Source organism: Streptomyces sp. NPDC054783, from assembly GCF_053611725.1.
In genome coordinates this window covers 15,764-35,389 of record NZ_JBSHAY010000001.1, presented here as the reverse complement: position 1 = coordinate 35,389, position 19,626 = coordinate 15,764, and the positions used below count along the sequence as shown (strand labels likewise).

The following is a 19,626-nucleotide window of genomic DNA, read 5'->3' as shown; positions in this document are numbered from 1 at the left end:
GTGCACATGGCAGGGCCGCATCATGTCGGCCGACCGTAACGGCGACCACATGCTCGCTGCGGCAGCCCTTGCCGACCACGGAGCCTGCTGCATCGGCCGAGGACCTGTCAGGTTGACCGGTCGTCAGGGGCCGGGACGGGCACCCGGAGTCCTGATCGAGGTGTGTGGGAACACCGTCACCGGCGCCGGTTGACCGACGCCTCTCGGGTCTGCGCGACACCGGCCGCTCAGCACGGTGTACTGCTTGATGTGCACCTTTGGAGGAGATCGCCCGGGCAGGGCTGCGGCACGACCCACTCTTGGACTCGGCTGGGCCACGCATGGCAGGCGGCGGGCAGGCGCTTCGAGGCAAGTGCGGCGGGACGTTTGTGGGGACGCCTCAGCGCGGCGGACTTCTTCGGCCATTCGTTCCAGCTGGCGTCGCTCGCCTTCCTCTGCTTCTTCCCGTTCCTGATCCTTGTCACCGCTGCGTTCGGCCAGGACGCAGCGAAGATCATGGCGGGATGGCTCGGGCTGAACGAGCAGGCGGCCCAGGCCGTGGCCGGTCTTTTCAAACCCAATCCTGGTTCGGTCACCCTCACGTTGACGAGCGCCCTGTTGTTGATCGCGGGGGCGGTCGCCGTGGCCGGCACCCTGCAAGGCTGGTACCAGTTCCTCTTCGGCGTGCCACCACGTTGGTGGCGGGATCTGGGGGCTCAGCTCACGTGGCTGGCGACGCTGGTCGTCTACAGCGCGTCCCGGGCCGGGATCGGCGCAGTACTCGGATCGCTGCTGAGCAGCCTGTCCGGTATCGTCCTGGCGCTGTTCTTCTGGTGGGGGACCATGCGACTGCTGCTCACCGGAGCGGTCACCTGGCGCTTCCTCCTGCCCGCGGCTGTGGCCACCGGTGTCGCCTGGACCGGCCTCGGGTGGTTCTCCTCCCGCTTCTTCTCCGAAACCATCGTGGCCAACAACCAGAAATACGGCCCTGTGGGCGTCGTCATGGTCATCCTCTCCTGGCTGGTGGCGGTAGGTGTGGTCATCCATCTCGGTGCCGTCGTCGGACACGAGTTCGCCAAGCACCGCGCCACGCGTTCACAGCGCTGACATCGAGCTTTCAAGTCGCCTCGGTGTGCTCCGCGCGGTGAGGAGAAGCAACCCCCAGCGGGGGCACGCTGGACGTGCCGCAACCGTACGGGCAGCCCATACTTGTGGTGACCCGGATGGACGGCAACCGTGGTACCCGCGTCAGGTCGAGCCGCCCGGCATCCTGGGACTCGTCATCGGCGCAGCGGCGGGGACGACCCTCACACCCGGACTCCACAGGCGGCAGCACCCTCATCCGACCACAGCGTCTCCTGCGCCCCGCGCAACACAGCGGACCCCGTCCACCGCCGGAGGGAGGTGGGTTCGGAATGTGCCGCTGGATCGTCTACTCGGGCACTCCTGTCCTGCTCAGCCAGGTCCTGTTCCAGCCGGAACACAACCTGATCGATCAGAGCCTGCACTCCCGCCTGGGCGTGGAGACCACCAACGGTGACGGCTTCGGGGTCGGCTGGTACAGCCAGGACCTGGATACGCCTGCGGTTCTGCGGGATGTCGGCCCGGCTTGGAACAACCGGAACCTTCAGGAGGTCGCCCACCACGTCCGCTCGGGTCTGTTCTTCGCCCATATCCGGGCCACGACCGGGACGGCCGTACAACAGACCAACTGCCACCCCTTTCGGAGGGACCGCTGGCTGTGGATGCACAACGGCATGATCAACGAGTTCCACCGGCTCAGACGTGACCTCGCGCTGGCCGTCGACCCCGGCCTCTACCCCGACATCGAAGGGTCCACGGACTCCGAGCTCATGTTCTTCCTCGCGCTGACGTTCGGCCTCGCGGACGATCCGCCGGGCGCCGTGGCGCGCATGGCCGGTCTGGTCGAGAGCACGGGGCACCGGCACGGCGTGGAACACCCCCTGCAGATGACGGTCGCCGTGGCCGACGGTGAGACTCTGTGGGCCTTCCGCTACTCCAGCGAGGGCGCGTCGCGGTCGTTGTACTTCAGCACCCTGGTGGATGCCCTGCGCTCACGGCACCCGGACACCTCGTTCCTGCGGGAAATCTCGGACGAGACCCGTCTCGTCGTCTCCGAGCCGCTGGGCGACCTCCCGGGAGCCTGGAACGAAGTTCCGGAGAGCAACTACGGCATCGTCCAGCCGGGCAGGGACGTGCTCCACGCCTTCACGCCCCGGCAGTGAACCGCATACGGCGCACGGCCTGAAGGTGGCCAAGACCGACGGACGAATGGTGCGCCGCGAGCGCGGCTCGTCCCGTGGGAGCCCCGCCAGCTTCTCCTCCGGTGGTGCGGCGGGCCGGCCGTGTGGAGATGCCCCTTCCAGCGCACCGGTCAGAGGGAGAAGACAGCCCATGGCAAGCGGTCACCTGCGCGCACACCGGGCGGCGTCCCCACTCCGGGTCGTTCTCGGACTGCGCGCGCTGTCCTCGTATCGGCGCGAGTGGCTGATGAAGGACGTGATCGCCGGAGTCGTCCTGACGACACTGCTCGTCCCGCAGGGTATGGCGTACGCGGAACTCGCGGGCCTGCCGCCGATCACCGGCCTCTACACCTCGATTCTGTGTCTGCTCGGCTATGCGGTGTTCGGCCCGTCGAGGATCCTGGTCCTGGGCCCCGACTCCTCGCTCGGCCCCATGATCGCGGCCGCCGAGCTGCGCTGCCGTGTCGGACGGGCCAGGGCCAGACGGAGCACTTGTCTCCAGTCGGCCGGGGGCCGGTTCGGCGGCGTTCCCGGACGGTGACGCGGGACACGCACCCGCAAGGCCCCGGGGGCCATCCGGCAGACCACCGGAGCGGGCAGTACGACGGAGTCGCCGTCGATGCCGGCCGGGACGGTGTCCGTGTCGGCCTCGACGACCACTTCGCAGGCCGTCAGCCGGATCACGCCCGGCGACCGCCGGCCGCCCAGGAGCCGGGTCGGCACCCGGGCCGCCCGGCCCGCGGTGTCGACGCGCACGCACAACACCCCCAGCCGTCCGGAGTCCAGGCCTTCCCGGAGTCCGGGATGCACCGAGTCGACGACGGCGGCCAGTAGGGGTTGTTGCTGACGAGCAGGGCCTGCAGTCCCTCGATCCGCGTGTCTCCGGCACGCATGCGCAGCCGTGGCGCCTGGGGGCCGGTGAGCAGGACGGGCAGCGCCTCCAGTGCCGTGCGCAGTTTGGCGTCCCGGTAGGGGGGTTCGCGCACCACAGCCGCGTACGTTCCGAAGGACGCGTTGTTGACGAACACCCGGTCGGCGGCGAATCCGAGGTCGACACGGAACTCGACGGCATCGGTGAACGCCTCCAGGGCGGCCGCCGGGTCGTCGCGGTCGAGACCGAGATCGAGCGCGAAGTGGTTGCGCGTTCCGGCCGGGATCACCATGAAGGGCACGTCATGCCGGGCCGCGACCTCGGCGACCAGAGCCTGGGTACCGTCCCCGCCGGCCACGGCCAGCAGATCGGCCCCCTCGGCCACCGCACGCCGGGCCAGCGTCGCCACGTCCTGGTGTCGCCCCGGATCCAGGACGACGACGCTCGCGCCCGCCACCCTCGCCTTCTCGACCAGGTGGAAGCGCTCCACCTTGCCACTGCCGGAACGCGGGTTCATCACGACCCAGGGATGCAGCGCCGCCGGCGAGGGCCTGGGTTCGCGGCGGTGTCCGCCGGCGTGCCTGATCGGGGTGATCGCGATCCGGGCGACTGCGAGTGCCAGGATCCACAGGCCCAAGGACAGGACGACCGGCCACAGCATGCCGTGCGTGGCGAACAGCACCAGCGTCGCGACGGGAACCAGCACGGCAACGAGGGCTCCCGCGGCCCGGACGACTCCGGAGTGGGCGAGGACCCACCACAGGCCGACGGCCGTAAGGGCCACACCCGCCACGGCGATGAGCAGCCAGAGCAGGCCTTTCAGTCCAGCGGTGACGACCAGCACGAGCACGCTGCCCACGAGGGCGAAGAGGGCCAGCCGCGCCCACGCCACGGGCGTTCCGCGGCCGGCTGCCGAGGCGGCAGCACGCGCGTCCCGGTGCCGTACCTGTCGCACGTCGAGCGCCTCCCCGTACTTTCACGCTGCGGGAGGGTGCCGCACAACGGGCGCGTCGCCTATCGGAAACCGGCCGAGGGGCGCTCGGTCCGCACGACGCACAGTGCCCAGATCACGAATCCGGAGATCGCGATCGCCACGATCGACCACAGCGGGTAGTACGGCATGGAGAGGAAGTTGGCGAGGATGAGGAATCCGGCGATGACCACGCCCCCGACCCGAGCCCACGTCGCCGCCTGGAACAGGCCCAGGCTGACCACGAAGGCGACCGCCCCGAGAACGACGTGGATCCAGCCCCAGCCGGTGAGGTCGTATTGGAAGACGTATCCGTGCGAGGTGATGAACACGTTGTCCTGGACGATGCCCATGATGCCGCGGAAGATGTCGAGCACTCCGCAGATCATCAGCATGACGGCGCCGAACAGCATCAGACCGCCGGCCCACTGCTGCTTCGCCGATTCCGGGCGGGCTGCATGTGTCGCACTCATGACCCAGCTCCTTGCGTGTGTCGTCGGACCAGCGCGATCCAACGGTGTCGAAAGGTCCGTGCCGCGGTCAGACACCACCACGGCCACCACTGAGGACCAGCTCCTTCGCGCGGACGAACTCCTCCTCCGTGATGTCGCCGTGTGCCCGCATCTGGGACAGCTTCGTCAGCTCGTCAGCGCTGCTGGGCCGGGCACCGCTCGCCGTCTCGCGGACGTAGGTGTCGAACTCCTTCTGCCGCGCCTGCGCGTACGCCGCCTCGCGTTGGCCCATGCCCTTCCCACGAGCGATGGCATAGACAAGAACGCCGAGGAACGGCAGCACGATGACGAAGGTGAGCCAGCCGGCCTTCCCCCAGCCGCCCAGGTCGTCATCGCGGAAGATGTCGAGGACGATCCTGAACAGCACGAAGAACCACAGGACCCACAGACCGATCCAGAAGACCGTCCAGAAGGCACTCAGCAGCGGGTAGTCGTACGCCAGGTACAGGTGCGAACTCATGGTCGTTTCTCCCATACGGTCCTCGGACATCGGATCCGCCACGTTTAGATTGCGCACGTCAAGAGCCCATGCCGCCTCACCCGGAACGGGTGAGGCGGCATGCAGCCGATGAGCGAACAGCAGACCTGCTGGATCGGCAGTCAGGGTTGGTGGTGCAGTGAATGCGTCGCGGTCGGGCCTGCGCCTGTTCCCCGCGGGAGGAGCGCTGCTGCGGCGAGGCCGCCGAGCCCCATGACGGCCAGTGCGATCATCGCCGCGGCGTAGGCGCCCCCGGTCAGCCCGGAGACCAGGATGGTGCCTGCTATGGCCGTACCGAAGGACGAGCCGAGGTTCGACACGCTGCGGTGGGGAAGGCGGAGAACACCAGGCCGCCCAGCGCCCCAGCACTCACGCGGCCGGTGCGATGGTGACCAGGGCCGATGCTGCGACGGTCACCGCGCTGCCCAGGACCCGGTCGAGCTTGGGAGCGAGAGCGGCGACCGCGGCGAGCCCCATGGCGAGGCGGACGGCGCACAGCAGGCGGCGGGGACGCAGATGCCGGCCACCCGGCCGGGCGGCATCAGCGCCGCCTCCCCGGCGGCGGCGAAACCGAGGCCGGCCAGGACCGGAACGTGCCGTGTGCCGGTCCAGCGCCACGGGTGTACGGCGAACACGGACGCCGGCAGGGGTTTGACGACCCGCTCCAGGGGCGGCATGTCACCCGTCCGCCCTGGGTGCCCAGCCGGGGGGCCCGAACAGGTACCCGACACGGTCGCGCCAGCGCCGCGCCGCGCGGACGTCGCGCCATGCGGCCGCGAACTCGTGGAAGGCCACCCGCACCGGGTTGTAGGTGTCGATGTTCTTCGTCAGGCCGTACACCACGCGTACGCCCTCCGGTTCGAACGTGCCGAAGAGCCGGTCCCAGACGATGAGGATGCCGCCGTAGTTGCGGTCCAGGTAGTTGTCGTTCGAGCCGTGGTGGACGCGGTGGTGGGAGGGCGTGTTGAAGAACCACTCCACCGGCCGCCACAGCTTGTTCACCCGCTCGGTGTGCAGGAAGAACTGGTAGACGAGGCTGAAGGCCTGCTGCAGCAGGATCATCCACGGCGGAATGCCGAGCAGCGCCAGCGGCAGCCAGAAGGGCAGGCCGGTCATCGGTGTCCAGCTCTGGCGCAGGGCGGTCGAGAGGTTGAAGCTGAGGCTGGAGTGGTGGACCACATGACTCGCCCACAGCACCCGTACCCGGTGGTGGGCGCGGTGGAAGGCGTAGTACGCCAGGTCGTCGCCGAAGAACAGCAGCACCCACGTCCACGCGGAGGACGGCGACAGGTGCCACGGGGCGACGGCGAAGAGAACCGCGTACCCCACGATCGTCACCGCCTTCCACGGCACCGCGACGACCTGGCTCCCGGCGCCCATGGACATGCTGGTGACGGTGTCCCGCAGCTCGTAGCCGCGCTCGTCGTCGTCCGGGAGGAAGCGGTAGGACAGCGCCTCGACGACGACCAGGAGCACGAACGCGGGTATCGCGTAGACCACGGCCGGGATCATGTCAGCGCACCGCCTTCCGCGGCCTGGCGGGCACACTGCGGGACAGCAGCTCGCGCGCCAGCCGTTCGGCGGCCTCGGCCTCGCGTGCCGCGATGTGCGCTGCCAGCCGCTTGTGTGCGTCGACGTCGAGGAGTTCCGCGGTCCGCAGGTCGTCCGGCACGTCGGCGACCGGGAGTGCGCCGCCCAGCAGGCTGTTGAAGGCCAGCAGGTAGGCGATGTTCCCGGAACCCTCCACAATCAGCCGCCACCAGGCGACGTCCGCATCGCCCAGCTCGGTCAGATCGGGCCCGGTGCGCGCGTACCGGCCCGCGGCCTCGACGATCTCCCCGGCGGTGTGCTCGGAGCACCGGATCGCGCACAGCCGGGCAGCGTCGGCGCCGATGCACGCCCGCATCTCCAAGGCGTCGCGGGCGAGGTCCGCCACCGAGGGCCCGGCGTCGGCCGCCGCGATACCCATGGCGAGGTCGAGGCCGGCGGTGTGCCGCCAGTCCAGGACGAGCGTGCGACCGCCGTGGCTGAGCTCGACCAGCCGTGCCTGTTGGAGCCGTTTGACGGCCTCACGGACGGCATGCCGGTTCACCCCGAACTCGGCTGCCAGATCCCGTTCGGCGGTGAGCGCGGCGCCTGCCGGCAGCTCCCCGCCGAGGATCCTGTCGCGCAGGAGTGCGAAGAGCTGGTCGGAGACTGCCTCACGCCGGATGAGTCCCTGATTCATGGCGATCAGGGTGAAGGCGAACGGCTTACTGGTCAACTGGTTGGACCAGTTTTTCCGCGGCGTTCGGCGCGCGCAGGTAGCCGCCGACGGACCGACCCGATGCTCGCGTACGGCGCAGCTACACCTGATCCACACTGCGCCCCAGGTGTGGCGCCCTGCCCGAGCGGAGGGCGGCGGACGAGGAGCGCCGCGTGCCGCTGCCGGGGGTGCGGTGCAGCCCGGGGCGGCCCGTGTCCGGGACGCCGGCAAGCGGTGCCGCCGTACGGGCTGGACGCCCGTTCAGGGTGAGGCGATGGCGTAGCGCGGCTTCGTCCCGGGAGGCGCGGTCAGCAGGTCGGCGATGCTTTCGAGCGGTAGGGGTTCTGCCACCAGGTCCTGCCAGGGGTACCGGTCGCGGGTCTCCTCCAGGAAGCTGAGCGCTGCGGTCAGGTGCCGTGGTTCGTAGTTGTGCACGCCGACGATCGACAGATGGCGGCGCACCACGGACTCCGGCTCGAGATCGACGGGGGCGCCGGGCAGGACGGCACCGGCAAGGACGGCGACACCCTGGACGTCAAGGGCGCGCAGTCCCTCGTGCAGTGCCGCGGACGAGCCGGAGAACTCGAGCAGCACGTCGAAGGGCTCTGTGCCGGGCACCGTCGGCTGGACGTCGGTGGCACCGAACCGCCGTGCCAGCTCGCGTCTGCCGGCAGCGGTATCGACCGCTGTCACCGAGGAGGCTCCGGCCGAGGCGGCGGCCGCGACCGCGGTGAGTCCGAGCATGCCGGCCCCCACAACCACCACTCGCCTGCCCGCCATGCGCGGCGCGCGGTCGATCACCGCCATGACCGTCGCCGTGGCGCATGCGGCCGGTGCGGCGAGGCCGTCCGTCAGGGCGTCGGCGACGACGGCGATCGGCATTCCGTGAGGGAGCAGCACGTGCTGGGCGTAGCCGCCGGACAGTCGCCAGTCGGAGTCCCAAGCCTCATGACCCGCCTTGCGTACGGTGCGGCACTTGGCCGTGACGCCGGTCAGGCAGCGGTCGCACGTGCCGCACGGCAGTGTCACCGACCAGATGACGCGCTGGCCGAGGCGGAGCTCCCGTCCGTCCACCGCGCGCGCCCCGCCCGCACCGAACGCGACGATCTCGCCGACGGTCTCGTGGCCGAGGACCGAGGGGCAGGGCTGCACGCGTCGTCCGCTCACCGTGTGGCGGTCGCTTCCGCATACAGTGGCGAAGCGAACCCGTACGAGGACGTCGCCCGGCCCGAGTGGTGGCACGGGCACCGATTCCAGGGCGATGTCGTCGCCGCCGCGCCAGACGGCTGCCAGGGTCCGGTCGAGCCGGTCCGTACTCCGCGCAGGCTGTCCTGTCCGGTTCGTCATGCGGCGCTCATCTCCGCGCCGCGCAGGCCGAACAGCAAGGGAAGCGTGGCCACGGACGGCAGGAGATGGGTGTGCCGGTGCCCGCCGAGCTCGATCGCGTCGCCGGCCCCGGACAGCACGCCGACGACGTACGCGGCACCGGAACGGGTACCGGCTTCGAGATCGCGCGGGGTGTCACCCGCGACCAGGACTCGCCGCACGTCGGTGACGCCCAGGCGCTGCATGGCGGTGAAGATCATGTACGGTGCCGGGCGTCCTGTCGGTACGTCGCTGCCGCAGACGACGGTGTCCACGACCGAATCGCCCTCCCAGCCCAGCGCGGAAAGCAGCGTGTCCACGATGTCACGGTCGAAGCCGGTGTTGAGTGCGACCTTGATGCCGGCGGCACGCAGGTCGGCAAGGGCCTCGGGCACTCCGGGCAGTGGCTGCGGCGGGCGGGCGGCGTACGCGGCGGTGAGCCGGGCCCGGAAGCCGGCGACGATCGGAGCCAGAACCTCGTCGCTGAGGGGAGTTCCGCCGCTGGGGGTCAGCAGCGCGCGGAGCGCCTCGTGCTTGGCGGAGCCGTGCCACCGGGCGATGTCGGCTGCCGAGGGCGTCCCTCCATGGGCGATCACCGTCTCCTCGAGGACGCGGTAGACCTGCAGGCCCTCGTCGATGGTGGTGCCGGCCATGTCGAGCACGACGAGTTCGGGCGGGGATGCGAACATGCGTGGACCTTCCGGTTTCAGGGTTTGGCGTCGTTCAGGGGTTCGGCGTTGTTCAGGGTTTGGCGTTGCGCATCAGGGCGGTGCGCACGTCAATGGTGTTTTCCAGGGAGAAACTGACCATCCCGGGCAGATACCGGTCGTCGTGGTATTCGACGACTTCACCGTCCGCGGTGCGCGCCGTCCGCTGCTGCCTGAGCAGCGGAGAGCCCTCGGTCACTTCGAGATGCTCGGAGTCGAGCGCGTCGGCGGCGACCGCGTCGATGATGTGCGAGGCGGTGGAGAAGCCCACTCCTCTGGACTGCAGGTACGCCCAGATCGACCCCGAGTCGCAGTCGAAGTCGAACAGGAGACGGCCGACGTGCTCGACGAACGTTGCGCGCTCCAGCATCGCGCGTTCACCGTCGAGGTAGCGCAGCCGCAGCACCTGCACGACGCGCGTTCCCTCCTGGATGCCCAGCTTTGACGCGGCGAGCGGGTCGGCCGGACGCAGCGCCAGCTCCAACGTCCGCTGCCCGGCCGTACGGCCCATAGCCTTGGCCCACGCCGAGTAGGACAACAGCGTGTCGAAGGGCTGGGGGACCGAGGTTGTACATACAACTGGGGGCTTACCGGAGCTGCCCGTAATGACTCCTTCGGCGCGGAGTGTAGCGAGTGCTTGACGTACCGGCCCGCGCGAGGACTTCCACTGCTCACAGAGCTGGGCTTCCGACGGCAGAGCCGCACCCAGGGTCAGTTCACCGACACGGATCTGCTCGCGGATGCTCTCGGCGATGGCTTCGTGCAATGCCATGGACATGAGCCTGACTATACAGGTATCGACGAGGCCCTTGTCACCCTCCCGGCCCATGCCCAGTTTCGGCGCTACCGGCCACCTTCGTCGCCCCAAATGCGCTGACGCCCCCACGGCGGTAAACGGGCAGCGAACTCTGAGAGAAGCGGCGCTCAGGCTGTTGACTGACGACAGGCACCCGCTGACGATACCTGTCATGACAGGTCGGGGTCGGTGTCCTGCCGGGGATCACCCTCGACCCGCCGGACAGTAACGCCGCCTTCGCGGCATGCCCTCACCTCCGGGCCGACTTCCAGGTTCCCGACCAGCCGGCGCCGACTCGCCCTTCGCCCTGTTCGTCCCTCGCCCTGTTCGTCCCTCGCCCTGTTCGTCCCTCGCCCTGTTCGTCCCTCGCCCTGTTCGTCCCTCGCCCTGTTTCACCCCAAGCCCTGTTCACCCCAAGCCCTCTTCGTCCCTCGCCCTGTTCGTCCCAAGCCCTCTTCGTCCTTCACCCAGTTCGACGAAAGCGCCCTTCGTGACCACCACCACTGTCAACAACCGCACGTACCGCGTCCCCGCGATGCCTGTCGTGGCGAACCTCGCCGCCATCCTGTGCACGACAGGTGAGTTCAGGCTCGGCGCCTCCGACATGCCCAGCCCGACGAACCCGGACAACATCTCGGCTTCCCGGACGGAGCACCGAAGGTGCACTGCGTCGGCGACGTTCTCCGCGACGCCGGCGTGCCCGTCGACTCGATCGTCCTTCCCGTCACCGACCCCTGCACGAAGCACCGTGGTGCACTCGGGTCATTCGCCTGGCTCTGCCTCCCCGAGCACCAACGGGCGACGGCTCACAGCACCCTCCGTCGGCTCGACGGCATCGAGGAAATCCGGGACCGTGCGGACGCCGTCACGATCTTCGAGCGCCCTGCGGACCGCATCGGTGACATCACCGTGACGTCGGCCGCCGACACCGCGCGCGACACCCACACCGACGAGCACGACCTCACCGGTCCGAGGGCGCAGTCCGCTCGCACGGCGGGCGACACGAGCAGCCGGTCCCGCTCATCACGAACCGGCCCGTAGCCGGCCCGCTCCCCGACCGCCGCCACGCCAACACCCGCCGAAACCGCGACCTTCACGGTCTCCTCCTCAGCAACGTCACCCTCTGGCAACGCGGTTGTGGCGTCCATCGCTCCCCCTCCCCCCGACCCAACCACTCACCTTCCCCTCGCCGATACGGCCCCGCCTGTCGGCAGAACCAGTTCGGAGGCCGACGGGTGACCGTCAATTCCTCGCGCGCGACAGTCGCGAAATCCCTGGACGACGCGAACCTCAGCGTCTTCCACCTCAAGGCGGCCGTGACCGCAGGGGCCGGATTCTTCACCGACTCCTACGACCTCAACGTCATCGGAACCGTGACCCTCCTGATCACACCGCAGTTCCATCTCGGCAGCGGCCAGGTCGCCATGCTGACGAGTTCGACCCTCCTGGCGGTCGCCGTGGGCGCCATGTCGTTCGGGCGCCTCGGCGACCTCCTCGGCCGCCGACGCGTCTACGGACTCGAAGCCATACTGATGATCATCGGTGCCCTCGTCTCGGCGCTCGCACCGAACTTCGCCGTGCTTCTCGTGGGCCGGCTCGTCCTGGGCATCGGTATCGGCGGAGACTACCCGGCCAGCGGCGTCATCATGACCGAATACGCCAACAGGCGAAACCGCGGAAAGCTCGTCGGATACACCTTCGTCTTCTACGTCTTCGGGCAGGTCTCGGCCTACCTCGTCAGCCTTCTCGTGCTGGCGGTCGGGGTCCCCGACGACATCGCCTGGCGCCTGATCCTCGGCTTCGGTGTCATCCCCTCCCTCCTGGTACTCCACCAGCGACGGCACATGCCGGAATCCCCGCGCTGGACGGCCCACCGCGGCGATCCCGCGCAAGCCGTCAAGGACCTCGAGTCCTTCGCGCGGCGGCCGGTCACGGCAGTCGCGACGGCGGAGCCGGTGGAGGAGACCCGCGTGGCGGGCGGAGCCCTGTCGAAGCGGAGGGTTCTGGTCACCCTGGCCGGCACCGCGGGCAGCTGGTTCTTCTACAACGTCGCGGTCTACGGCATCAACGTCAGCCAGCCACTGCTCATCAAGAACATCGTGCCCAACGCCACCACGGTGTCCAACATCGCCCTGAACGCCGTACTCGTCGTCTGCTTCAGCCTCGTCGGTGGCATCTTTGGTGTCGTCGCCCTCGACCGGATGAGGCGACGGACGCAGCAGGCCGTCGGTTTCGGGCTCTGCGCTCTTGCGATGGCGCTGATCACCGTCTTGCCCGGCCTCAGCGCGACCGTCGTCCCGTTCGCCGTCACCTTCGGCATGTCCCTGTTCGGGAGCATGTTCGGACCGAGCTACACGACCATGCTCCTCGGGGCGGAGTCCTACCCGACCCGGATACGCAGCACCTTCCACGGCCTTTCCTCCGGGATCGCAAAGGTCGGTGCCTTCGCCGGAGCGCTCGTCGTACCGCTCGTCCTGGCCGACGGAGGACTCCGGGTCGTGACGCTGATCGCCTCGTGCTGCTTCACGGCCGGGATCGCGACCACCTTCCTGGTCCGTGAGCCGAACGGGCTCGCCCTCGAGGACATCGGCGACAGCCTCGTCGCCGAGCCGATGACAACGCCCACTGCGGCACAGCTCTCGGCGGTCGGGGAAGCCCGAGCGTGACCCCGGCCGGGACCGCCCTGCGGCCGCCGCTCGAAGGACGAGGCGGTGATCCCCTCGTGAACTCCTTCGGCGCCCCTGTCACCGGCCTCGGGACCGGGGGCCGTCACCGCGCGCGAGTACGGCGGTGACATCGCAGACAAGAAGGTTGCGGAGCCCGGGCGGCGTCGGTCGACCGGGCTCCGTCCCGCCGTGCCAGATCGGGCCACCGCCCGTGCCGTGCTGCCGACCGGGTCGAGAGCCCTTGTGACGTCTGTCGGTCGACTCGGCGAATCCGTGGCGATCCGGACCGTCGTGAAGGCGACTTCCGACATGTGGCCAGTCAATCTGGCGTGCGGCCGGTAAGTCGCCTTCGGGACAGTCCTTGGCGCCTAGTCCCCCAGACGGTCTTCGGCCCGCAGCTCGAACCACATGGTCTTGCCGGTGCCTGTCCTGGTGCTGCCCCAGGCATCCGCGAGCAGGTCGAGGAGCTCGATGCCACGGCCGCCCTCCGCGTCCGCGTCGGCGACGCTGCGTGCGGGGCCGGCGGACTCGGTGTCCTCGACCTCGCACAGCAGGCGGGAGTGGCGCAGCCGCAGGTTGAGCCTGAGCGGGCCGCGTGTGTGCCGCAGGGCGTTGGTGACCAGCTCGCTGACCAGCAGCTCGGCGGTGTCGGCCAGGTCGCCCAGGTCCCATTCGCTCAGCTGCCCGGTCACCAGGTGCCGGGCCCGGCCCGCGGAGGTCAGCTCCCGCCGCAGGGGCCAGGAGGCGTCCCAGACGGTGGCGCGGCCGCGCGGCGCGTCCAGCGGGCGCAGTGGCGCGAGCATGCGGGACCACAGAGCCCACTGCCTGGCGAACCACGAGGGCACAGCGTTACGTGTGGACCGCCCTGCCCGGCGAAAGGCTGTGGGGCAGCCGACGGCCTGGACGGCCATGGGGATCAGTCCCTTCTGGGGCCGGCGGCCGGACGGTCCGCCGGGTGGCGTGCCCGGCATGTGCCAGGCCCTTACATGTAGCAGTCGCTACACCTCAAACATAGACGTAGCGGACGCTACAGTAAAGGGAGGACCAAAGGTAAATGAAAGGAATAAAGGACAGTCGGCAGTCCGCACCCTCGCGTACTTGGGAGCCCCCATGCCTCGCCCGCCCGATCCAGCCAAGCGCCGCGACCTTCTCGACCGGGTCCGCGAGTACGTGCTGCGCAACGGCCTCGCGGATCTCTCCCTGCGCCCCCTGGCCCGGGCCCTCGGAACCAGCGACCGCATGCTCCTGTACTACTTCGGCACCAAGGAACGGATGGTCGCCGAGGCGCTCGCCCTCTACGAGCGCCGTCCCCTGCTGCGCACGCGCGACCTGCTGGAGACCGTCGGCCCGCCCACGGACCCCGCAGGGCTGCGCCGCTTCCTGGAGGAGGTGTGGCGCCAGTTCGCCAACCCGGACGTACGCGCCTCGCTCCCGCTGTACGTCGAGATCATGAGTGCCAGTGTGCTTCACCCGGACCGCTACGGGCCCGTCATGCGCGACATCGTCACCGGATGGACGGGCCTGCTCGTCTCCGTCTTCCGTGACCTCGGCATGAGCCAGGACCGAGCCCGCACACAGGCCACCGTCCTGGCAGACGCCTCACTCGGTCTCCTGATCGCCCCTCTGGCGGACGGTCACTGGGACCGGGCCGACAAGGCCTTCCACGCCCTCCTCGACAGCCTGGAACCGGGATGGAGCCGATGAGCCCGCCTCGTCACTCGGGGGCGAAGGAGAAACTGCGCCACAGGCCGGTGGCACTGACGACCTGGTCCGCCGCTCCGATGTCCAGGTAGATGCTCTGCCCACCCTGCGACACGGTGCAGTCCGGTGTCGTATACAGGAGCAAGCTGCTCTGCGTCTGGTTGTTGACGTGGGTCACGCCCTCGGGGAAACGGTGACATCCGTGGATCGACGGGTTGGAGACCGTCTCCACGAGCCTGAGTCCGTTGCGCGCCACCACCTGACCGGACGCCTGGTCCTGGCAGGCGCTGAGCGCGAGGCCGGACAACATGATGCCGACGAGCGCGGCCAGCGAGCGTGAAGAAGGCATGAGGCCTCCCGGGATACGGGTGTTGCCGGGGACGTCGCCCTTCCTTCACTATTCGCCAGGTCCGATGGACCCGCACGGTGGGGACGTCCGTCGCGGTCCGTGGACGGTCCGTGCACCGCACTGAGCGGACGGCCGGGTCCGCGACCGGCGCACAGCGCGCGCATCCCGGTCGACGAGCCCGGGCAGGACCCGCGGCCTACGCTGAACGAGGGGGGTGCGTCCGGGTGAATCGCACACCGAAAGGGGCGCTCCTGATGGAGGACTACCCACTGATCGAGAACCACGGTCTCATCGGCGATCTGCAGACCGCGGCGCTGGTGACGACCGAAGGCGTGGTCGACTGGTTCTGCTCCCCGCGGTTCGACTCGCCGAGTGTCTTCGGGGCGCTGCTGGACAAGGAGAAGGGCGGGCACTGCACGGTCCGGCCGGCGCACCGGACCCATGCGACCAAGCAGTTGTACCTGCCCGACACGGCGATCCTGGTGACCCGGTTCATGACCGAGGCGGGCGCCGGTGAGGTGCTCGACTTCATGCCCGTGACCGGTACGACGACCACCTCCCGCCACCGGCTGGTCCGTCTGGTCCGCTGTGTGCGCGGCAGCATGACGTTCCAGGTGGAGATCGCCCCGCGGTTCGACTACGGGCGCAGGAAGCACGAGTTGCACATCACCCGGCACGGAGCGGTCTTCGCCGCGGAGGACGGCACGGAACTCACCGTACACCCCATCCGTGAACCGGGGGACGACCGGCTCGTGGACGTACTCACTGACCAGGGTGCCGACCTGCACCTCTCGCTGACGCTGCAGGCCGGTCAGCATCGCGGGCTGATGCTGGAGATGGGCGCCGAGGGGCCGCCCGCCGAGATCCGCCTGGACGCATACCAACGGCTCTTCGACGAGACCGTGGCGTTCTGGCGCTCCTGGCTGGCGCAGTCGCGCTACACCGGGCGCTGGCGGGAAGTGGTGGAGCGTTCCGCGATCACACTGAAGCTCATGACCTTCGCACCCAGCGGTGCCGTGGTGGCCGCCCCGACGGCGGCTCTCCCGGAGCAACTGGGCGGCGAACGCAACTGGGACTACCGCTTCACGTGGATCCGTGACGCCTCCTTCTCCGTGTACGCCCTGCTGGGGCTGGGCTTCACGGAGGAGGCCCGGGCGTTCATCGTCTGGCTGAGCGACCGGGTCAAGGAGCGGGCCGGCAGCGGCGGGACCACGGGCCCGCTCAACATCATGTACAAGGTCGACGGCTCGGCCGACCTGGACGAGCAGATCCTCGACCACTGGGAGGGCTATGCGGGCTCCGCGCCGGTGCGGATCGGCAACGGCGCCGCGACGCAGCTCCAACTGGACATCTACGGCGAGGCGCTGGACAGCATCTACTTCGCGCACCAACACGGTTTCCAGGTCGGGCACGGAGGATGGACCTCGATACGGGCGGACCTGGACTGGCTGGCCGACCACTGGGACCAGGCGGAGGAGGGCATCTGGGAGACCCGCGGCGGGCGCCAGGACTTCACCTACGGCCGGGTCATGTCATGGGTGGCGTTCGACCGCGCTCTGCGCCTCGCCGAGTCGAAGGGCTGGCCGTCGGCGGCCGGACGGTGGCGGACCGAGCGGGACGCCGTCTACGAACAGGTCATGGCCAAGGGGTGGAGCGAGGAACGGCAGGCCTACGTCCAGCACTACGGCAGTGACGTACTGGACTCCTCGCTGCTGCGCATGGCGACGGTCGGGTTCCTCACCCCTGGGGATCCGATGTGGGAATCGACGCTGGACGCCATGGAGCGCGAACTGGTCAGCGACAGCCTGGTCTACCGCTACAACCCCGAGGCCTCGCCCGACGGGCTGCACGGCTCGGAGGGCACCTTCTCCCTGTGCACGTTCATGTACGTCGACGCCCTCGCCCGCGCGGGGCGGACGAACAGGGCACGGCTGGTGTTCGAGAAGATGATGGGGTACGCCAACCATCTGGGCCTGTTCTCGGAGGAGATCGACCCGACAGGCCGTCAACTGGGCAACTTCCCACAGGCGTTCACGCATCTCGCCCTCATCGACGCGGCCCTCACCCTCGACAGGGCGCTCGACGAGCGGTAGCCCGGGCCCGGTTCACCCGGCCGACGACGCGGACCCGAGGAGCACGAGCGTGTCCTCCCGCCCGGCGGCGGCCGGCAGCGCATCGCTGACCGGTTCCGGCGGGCCGTCGCGCCGAGGTCAGCCCTGGTCACCGGCGCCGCCGCGGCGCAGGTCCGCGTCGGTGAGGCCCTCCAGCTCGCCATGGGTGTCCAGCCAGTACAGGAGGGCGACCGCGGGGATGACGAGCACGACGGCGACGAGCGTGACGAACGCCAGCCAGCGCAGTGTGGTGTGCGCGCCCGCGCCCTCGGCGACGGTCAGCGAGGTCGGGATGAGGTAGGGGCGCTGTGCCATGCCCCAGGCGAGGACGGCCGAGGCGACCACGCCGACCACCGAGACCCGGGACCAGGCACCGGAGGGACGTGTCAGCAGCCATGCGGTGGCGAGCGTGGCCAGCACCGCCACGACGACGAAGACGAGACCCACTCCGTGGGTGAGCCCGTGCCACACATGAGGCGCGTCCCCGTGGGTGACGAACAGCGTGATGACGGCGAGCACGGCGACGGCCGCGAGGGCGCACAGGGCTCGCCGGCGGAAGTACCGGTCCAGGTCCGGCGCGGCGAAGCGCCGGGCGTCCGCGGCGAGGAAGACCGCGCCGAGCGTCGCCATGGCGGCGATGGCGAGCAGACCGAACAGCAGCGACGTGGGGTTGGCCCACACATCCGTCGACGCCGTCGTGGTGGCGGTCACCCGGCCCGAGGCCACTCCCCCGACGGCCGCGCCGAGGAAGAACGGCGTCAGCAGCGAGGCCACGGCGAAGACGGCTCCGTACAGACGCCGGCCGGCCAGCCGCCGGACGGGCCTGCGCAGGGCGAAGCCGGCGCCGCGCAGCACGATGCCGACGGCGGCCAGCGCCAGGGGCAGCCACATCGTGGTGAACACCCGCTGGAAGAGGACGGGGAAGCCCGTCCACGTGATGACCAGTACGAAGATCAGCCAGACGTTGTTGACCTCCCAGACCGGCTCCATCGCGTGGTCGATCAGCCGGCGCGGGCGCTTGCCGCGCTCCGCCCCGCCCGCGGCCAGGTCCCAGAAGCCGGCTCCGTAGTCCGTGCCTCCGCCGCAGGCGTAGGCGGCGATCGCGAGCAGCAGGACGACGGCGATGACACCGGCGATCACAGCCGGCTCCCGGCGGAGCGCGGCCCGTACGGCGTTTCCGTCTCCGGCGTGTCCGGCTCCGGGGTCTCCTTCGGCGGCCGCGGTCCGCCCGTCTCGTCGGCGAGCCGCCAGCGGGCGCGCATCTTCAGCAGCACCACGAGGAACGAACCGAAGACGAAGACGTACACGAGCACGACCAGACCGAACATGGTCCACAGACTGGCGGAACGCGTGGCCGTCACCGCCTCGGCGACCCGCATGTTCTGGTACACGATCCAGGGCTGGCGGCCCACTTCGGTGGTGATCCAGCCGCACTCGACGGCGACGAGGGAGGCGAGGCCGGCCACGGCCGCGCCTCGGAAGAACCAGGGTGAGGCGGGCGGCCTGCGGCGCAGCAGCCACATCGCCGCGTACCAGAGCGCGAGCAGCACCAGCAGGGAACCGATCCCGACCATGGTGTCGAAGGCCCAGTGGGCGATGGTGGCCTCAGTGGCGTTCGGCCGGTCGTCGGCGGACACGGAGGTCAGCCCGGTCACCTTGGTGTACGCGTGGAACCCGGCGAGGACGGAGTCGAGTTGGGGGATCCGGATGCCGCCGGAGATGGTGCCGTCCGGATGCAGCCGGCCGTAGAGGTACTCCGGCTGGTGGGTGTCGGTCCTCCAGACGATCTCCATGGCGGCGAACTTCACCGGCTGCTTGTGGAAGACCTGCCGGGCGATGGAGTCGCCGAGCACGAACTGCACGGGCGTGAGGACCGCGGCGAGGGTGAAGGGGATCGTGAAGCCGAGCCGGTGGTAGCGGTCCCGGCGGCCGCGCAGCCATCCGACGGCGTAGACACCGGCCACGACGTAGCCCGCCGTCACGAACATCGCCACGACGAAGTGCCAGTACTGCGGGCCGAACATGGGGGTGAAGATCGCCTTCCAGATCTTCACGTCGACCGGGTTGCCGGCGGAGTCGAGGGTGAAGCCCCGCGGGGTGTTCATCCACGAGTTGGCGGCCAGGATGCCGAAGGCGCCGAGCAGGGCCGCGAAAGGCAGGGGCAGTCCGAGCAGGAAGTGGGTCCGGGAGGGGAGCCTCCGCCAGCCGTAGAGGTAGATCGCGATGAGGACGGCCTCCAGGAAGAACGCCCACGCCTCGACACCGAACCCGATGCCGAAGACATCGCCCCACCGGCCCATCATGCCGGGCCACAACAGCCCGAACTCGAAGGACAGCACGGTGCCGGTGACCACGCCGATCGCGAACTGGACCGCCATGACGGCCGACCACCGCCGGGCCAGCAGCAGGGCGGTGGCGTCGGCACGGCGCAGACCGTAGCCGTGCATGACGAGCGTGATCAGCGGCAGCGCCACGCCCAGGGGCACGAGGACGATGTGGGAGGCCAGGGTGAAGGCCATCATCGATCTGGCCGGCAGCGTTTGCGGAGGTACGTCCGCCGGCAGCAGGACCGTGTGCATGTGATGTCTCTCCCGGGGCCGGCACGGTGGGGT

Annotated in this window: 18 protein-coding genes and 2 pseudogenes; 7 read left to right on the top strand and 13 right to left on the bottom strand. The window is 69.7% G+C overall.

Annotated elements, in window-relative coordinates:
* The first annotated feature begins 189 nt into the window (after nucleotides 1-189).
* From ACWGJ5_RS00165 to ACWGJ5_RS00155, 3 genes and pseudogenes are all read left to right on the top strand, one after another.
* On the top strand, nucleotides 190-1,086 hold the full coding sequence (locus ACWGJ5_RS00165) for a ribonuclease BN (RefSeq protein WP_453307524.1): 897 nt from the start codon (nucleotides 190-192) through the stop codon (nucleotides 1,084-1,086).
* 308 nt (nucleotides 1,087-1,394) lie between these two features.
* Nucleotides 1,395-2,225 carry a class II glutamine amidotransferase gene (locus ACWGJ5_RS00160; protein ID WP_453307523.1) on the top strand — a complete coding sequence of 277 codons (831 nt, stop codon included), beginning with the start codon at nucleotides 1,395-1,397 and terminating at the stop codon, nucleotides 2,223-2,225.
* A gap of 169 nt (nucleotides 2,226-2,394) precedes the next feature.
* Nucleotides 2,395-2,748, top strand: a pseudogene (locus ACWGJ5_RS00155) (SulP family inorganic anion transporter); the annotation flags it as partial.
* On the opposite strand, the pseudogene ACWGJ5_RS00150 reads toward ACWGJ5_RS00155, so the two are convergent.
* The 9 genes and pseudogenes from ACWGJ5_RS00150 to ACWGJ5_RS00110 form a co-directional block, all read right to left on the bottom strand.
* A pseudogene (locus ACWGJ5_RS00150) lies at nucleotides 2,709-4,006 on the bottom strand (diacylglycerol/lipid kinase family protein); the annotation flags it as partial. The pseudogenes ACWGJ5_RS00155 and ACWGJ5_RS00150 sit on opposite strands and share 40 nt — an antisense overlap.
* A 122-nt stretch (nucleotides 4,007-4,128) precedes the next feature.
* The gene (locus ACWGJ5_RS00145; protein ID WP_453307522.1) at nucleotides 4,129-4,557 is read right to left on the bottom strand and encodes a DUF7144 family membrane protein; all 429 of its coding nucleotides are present in this window, start codon (nucleotides 4,555-4,557) and stop codon (nucleotides 4,129-4,131) included.
* 67 nt (nucleotides 4,558-4,624) lie between these two features.
* A complete protein-coding gene (locus ACWGJ5_RS00140) occupies nucleotides 4,625-5,056 on the bottom strand; it encodes an SHOCT domain-containing protein (RefSeq protein WP_453307521.1) in 432 nt (143 codons plus the stop codon).
* A gap of 140 nt (nucleotides 5,057-5,196) precedes the next feature.
* Nucleotides 5,197-5,394, bottom strand: a complete 198-nt coding sequence (locus tag ACWGJ5_RS00135; RefSeq protein ID WP_453307520.1) for a hypothetical protein — start codon at nucleotides 5,392-5,394, stop codon at nucleotides 5,197-5,199.
* 358 nt (nucleotides 5,395-5,752) lie between these two features.
* On the bottom strand, nucleotides 5,753-6,586 hold the full coding sequence (locus ACWGJ5_RS00130; RefSeq protein ID WP_453307519.1) for a sterol desaturase family protein: 834 nt from the start codon (nucleotides 6,584-6,586) through the stop codon (nucleotides 5,753-5,755).
* Between the two features lies 1 nt (nucleotide 6,587).
* Complete coding sequence (locus ACWGJ5_RS00125) at nucleotides 6,588-7,301, bottom strand: FadR/GntR family transcriptional regulator (protein ID WP_453307518.1); 714 nt, start codon at nucleotides 7,299-7,301, stop codon at nucleotides 6,588-6,590.
* A gap of 279 nt (nucleotides 7,302-7,580) precedes the next feature.
* Nucleotides 7,581-8,666: a zinc-binding dehydrogenase gene (locus ACWGJ5_RS00120; RefSeq protein WP_453307517.1), complete on the bottom strand. Its 1,086-nt coding sequence runs from the start codon at nucleotides 8,664-8,666 to the stop codon at nucleotides 7,581-7,583.
* On the bottom strand, nucleotides 8,663-9,373 hold the full coding sequence (locus tag ACWGJ5_RS00115; protein ID WP_453307516.1) for a phosphonatase-like hydrolase: 711 nt from the start codon (nucleotides 9,371-9,373) through the stop codon (nucleotides 8,663-8,665). Before ACWGJ5_RS00115 ends, ACWGJ5_RS00120 begins: the two co-directional genes overlap by 4 nt.
* A gap of 52 nt (nucleotides 9,374-9,425) precedes the next feature.
* Complete coding sequence (locus tag ACWGJ5_RS00110) at nucleotides 9,426-10,163, bottom strand: GntR family transcriptional regulator (RefSeq protein ID WP_453307515.1); 738 nt, start codon at nucleotides 10,161-10,163, stop codon at nucleotides 9,426-9,428.
* A gap of 684 nt (nucleotides 10,164-10,847) precedes the next feature.
* Here ACWGJ5_RS00110 and ACWGJ5_RS00105 point away from each other — a divergent pair.
* Together ACWGJ5_RS00105 and ACWGJ5_RS00100 are read left to right on the top strand one after the other, a co-directional pair.
* Complete coding sequence (locus ACWGJ5_RS00105) at nucleotides 10,848-11,228, top strand: hypothetical protein (RefSeq protein ID WP_453307514.1); 381 nt, start codon at nucleotides 10,848-10,850, stop codon at nucleotides 11,226-11,228.
* A 194-nt stretch (nucleotides 11,229-11,422) separates the two neighbouring features.
* Entirely contained in the window at nucleotides 11,423-12,853 is a 1,431-nt protein-coding gene (locus ACWGJ5_RS00100) for an MFS transporter (RefSeq protein ID WP_453307513.1), read from the top strand.
* 368 nt (nucleotides 12,854-13,221) lie between these two features.
* Here the strand turns inward: ACWGJ5_RS00100 and ACWGJ5_RS00095 are convergent, their stop codons facing one another.
* Nucleotides 13,222-13,764, bottom strand: coding sequence for an ATP-binding protein (locus tag ACWGJ5_RS00095; RefSeq protein WP_453308240.1), 543 nt, complete (start codon nucleotides 13,762-13,764; stop codon nucleotides 13,222-13,224).
* 199 nt (nucleotides 13,765-13,963) lie between these two features.
* Between ACWGJ5_RS00095 and ACWGJ5_RS00090 the strand changes: the two genes are divergently transcribed.
* Nucleotides 13,964-14,557, top strand: a complete 594-nt coding sequence (locus ACWGJ5_RS00090) for a TetR/AcrR family transcriptional regulator (protein ID WP_453307512.1) — start codon at nucleotides 13,964-13,966, stop codon at nucleotides 14,555-14,557.
* 10 nt (nucleotides 14,558-14,567) lie between these two features.
* On the opposite strand, the gene ACWGJ5_RS00085 is transcribed toward ACWGJ5_RS00090, so the two are convergent.
* On the bottom strand, nucleotides 14,568-14,903 hold the full coding sequence (locus ACWGJ5_RS00085) for a hypothetical protein (protein ID WP_453307511.1): 336 nt from the start codon (nucleotides 14,901-14,903) through the stop codon (nucleotides 14,568-14,570).
* Between the two features lie 254 nt (nucleotides 14,904-15,157).
* On the opposite strand from ACWGJ5_RS00085, the gene ACWGJ5_RS00080 reads away from it, so the two are divergent.
* Entirely contained in the window at nucleotides 15,158-16,996 is a 1,839-nt protein-coding gene (locus ACWGJ5_RS00080) for a glycoside hydrolase family 15 protein (protein WP_453307510.1), read from the top strand.
* Nucleotides 16,997-17,113: 117 nt separating this feature from the next.
* Here the strand turns inward: ACWGJ5_RS00080 and ACWGJ5_RS00075 are convergent, their stop codons facing one another.
* Together ACWGJ5_RS00075 and ACWGJ5_RS00070 are read right to left on the bottom strand one after the other, a co-directional pair.
* A complete protein-coding gene (locus ACWGJ5_RS00075) occupies nucleotides 17,114-18,154 on the bottom strand; it encodes a cytochrome d ubiquinol oxidase subunit II (RefSeq protein WP_453307509.1) in 1,041 nt (346 codons plus the stop codon).
* Nucleotides 18,151-19,593 carry a cytochrome ubiquinol oxidase subunit I gene (locus tag ACWGJ5_RS00070; RefSeq protein WP_453307508.1) on the bottom strand — a complete coding sequence of 481 codons (1,443 nt, stop codon included), beginning with the start codon at nucleotides 19,591-19,593 and terminating at the stop codon, nucleotides 18,151-18,153. Before ACWGJ5_RS00070 ends, ACWGJ5_RS00075 begins: the two co-directional genes overlap by 4 nt.
* Between the last annotated feature and the right edge of the window lie 33 nt (nucleotides 19,594-19,626).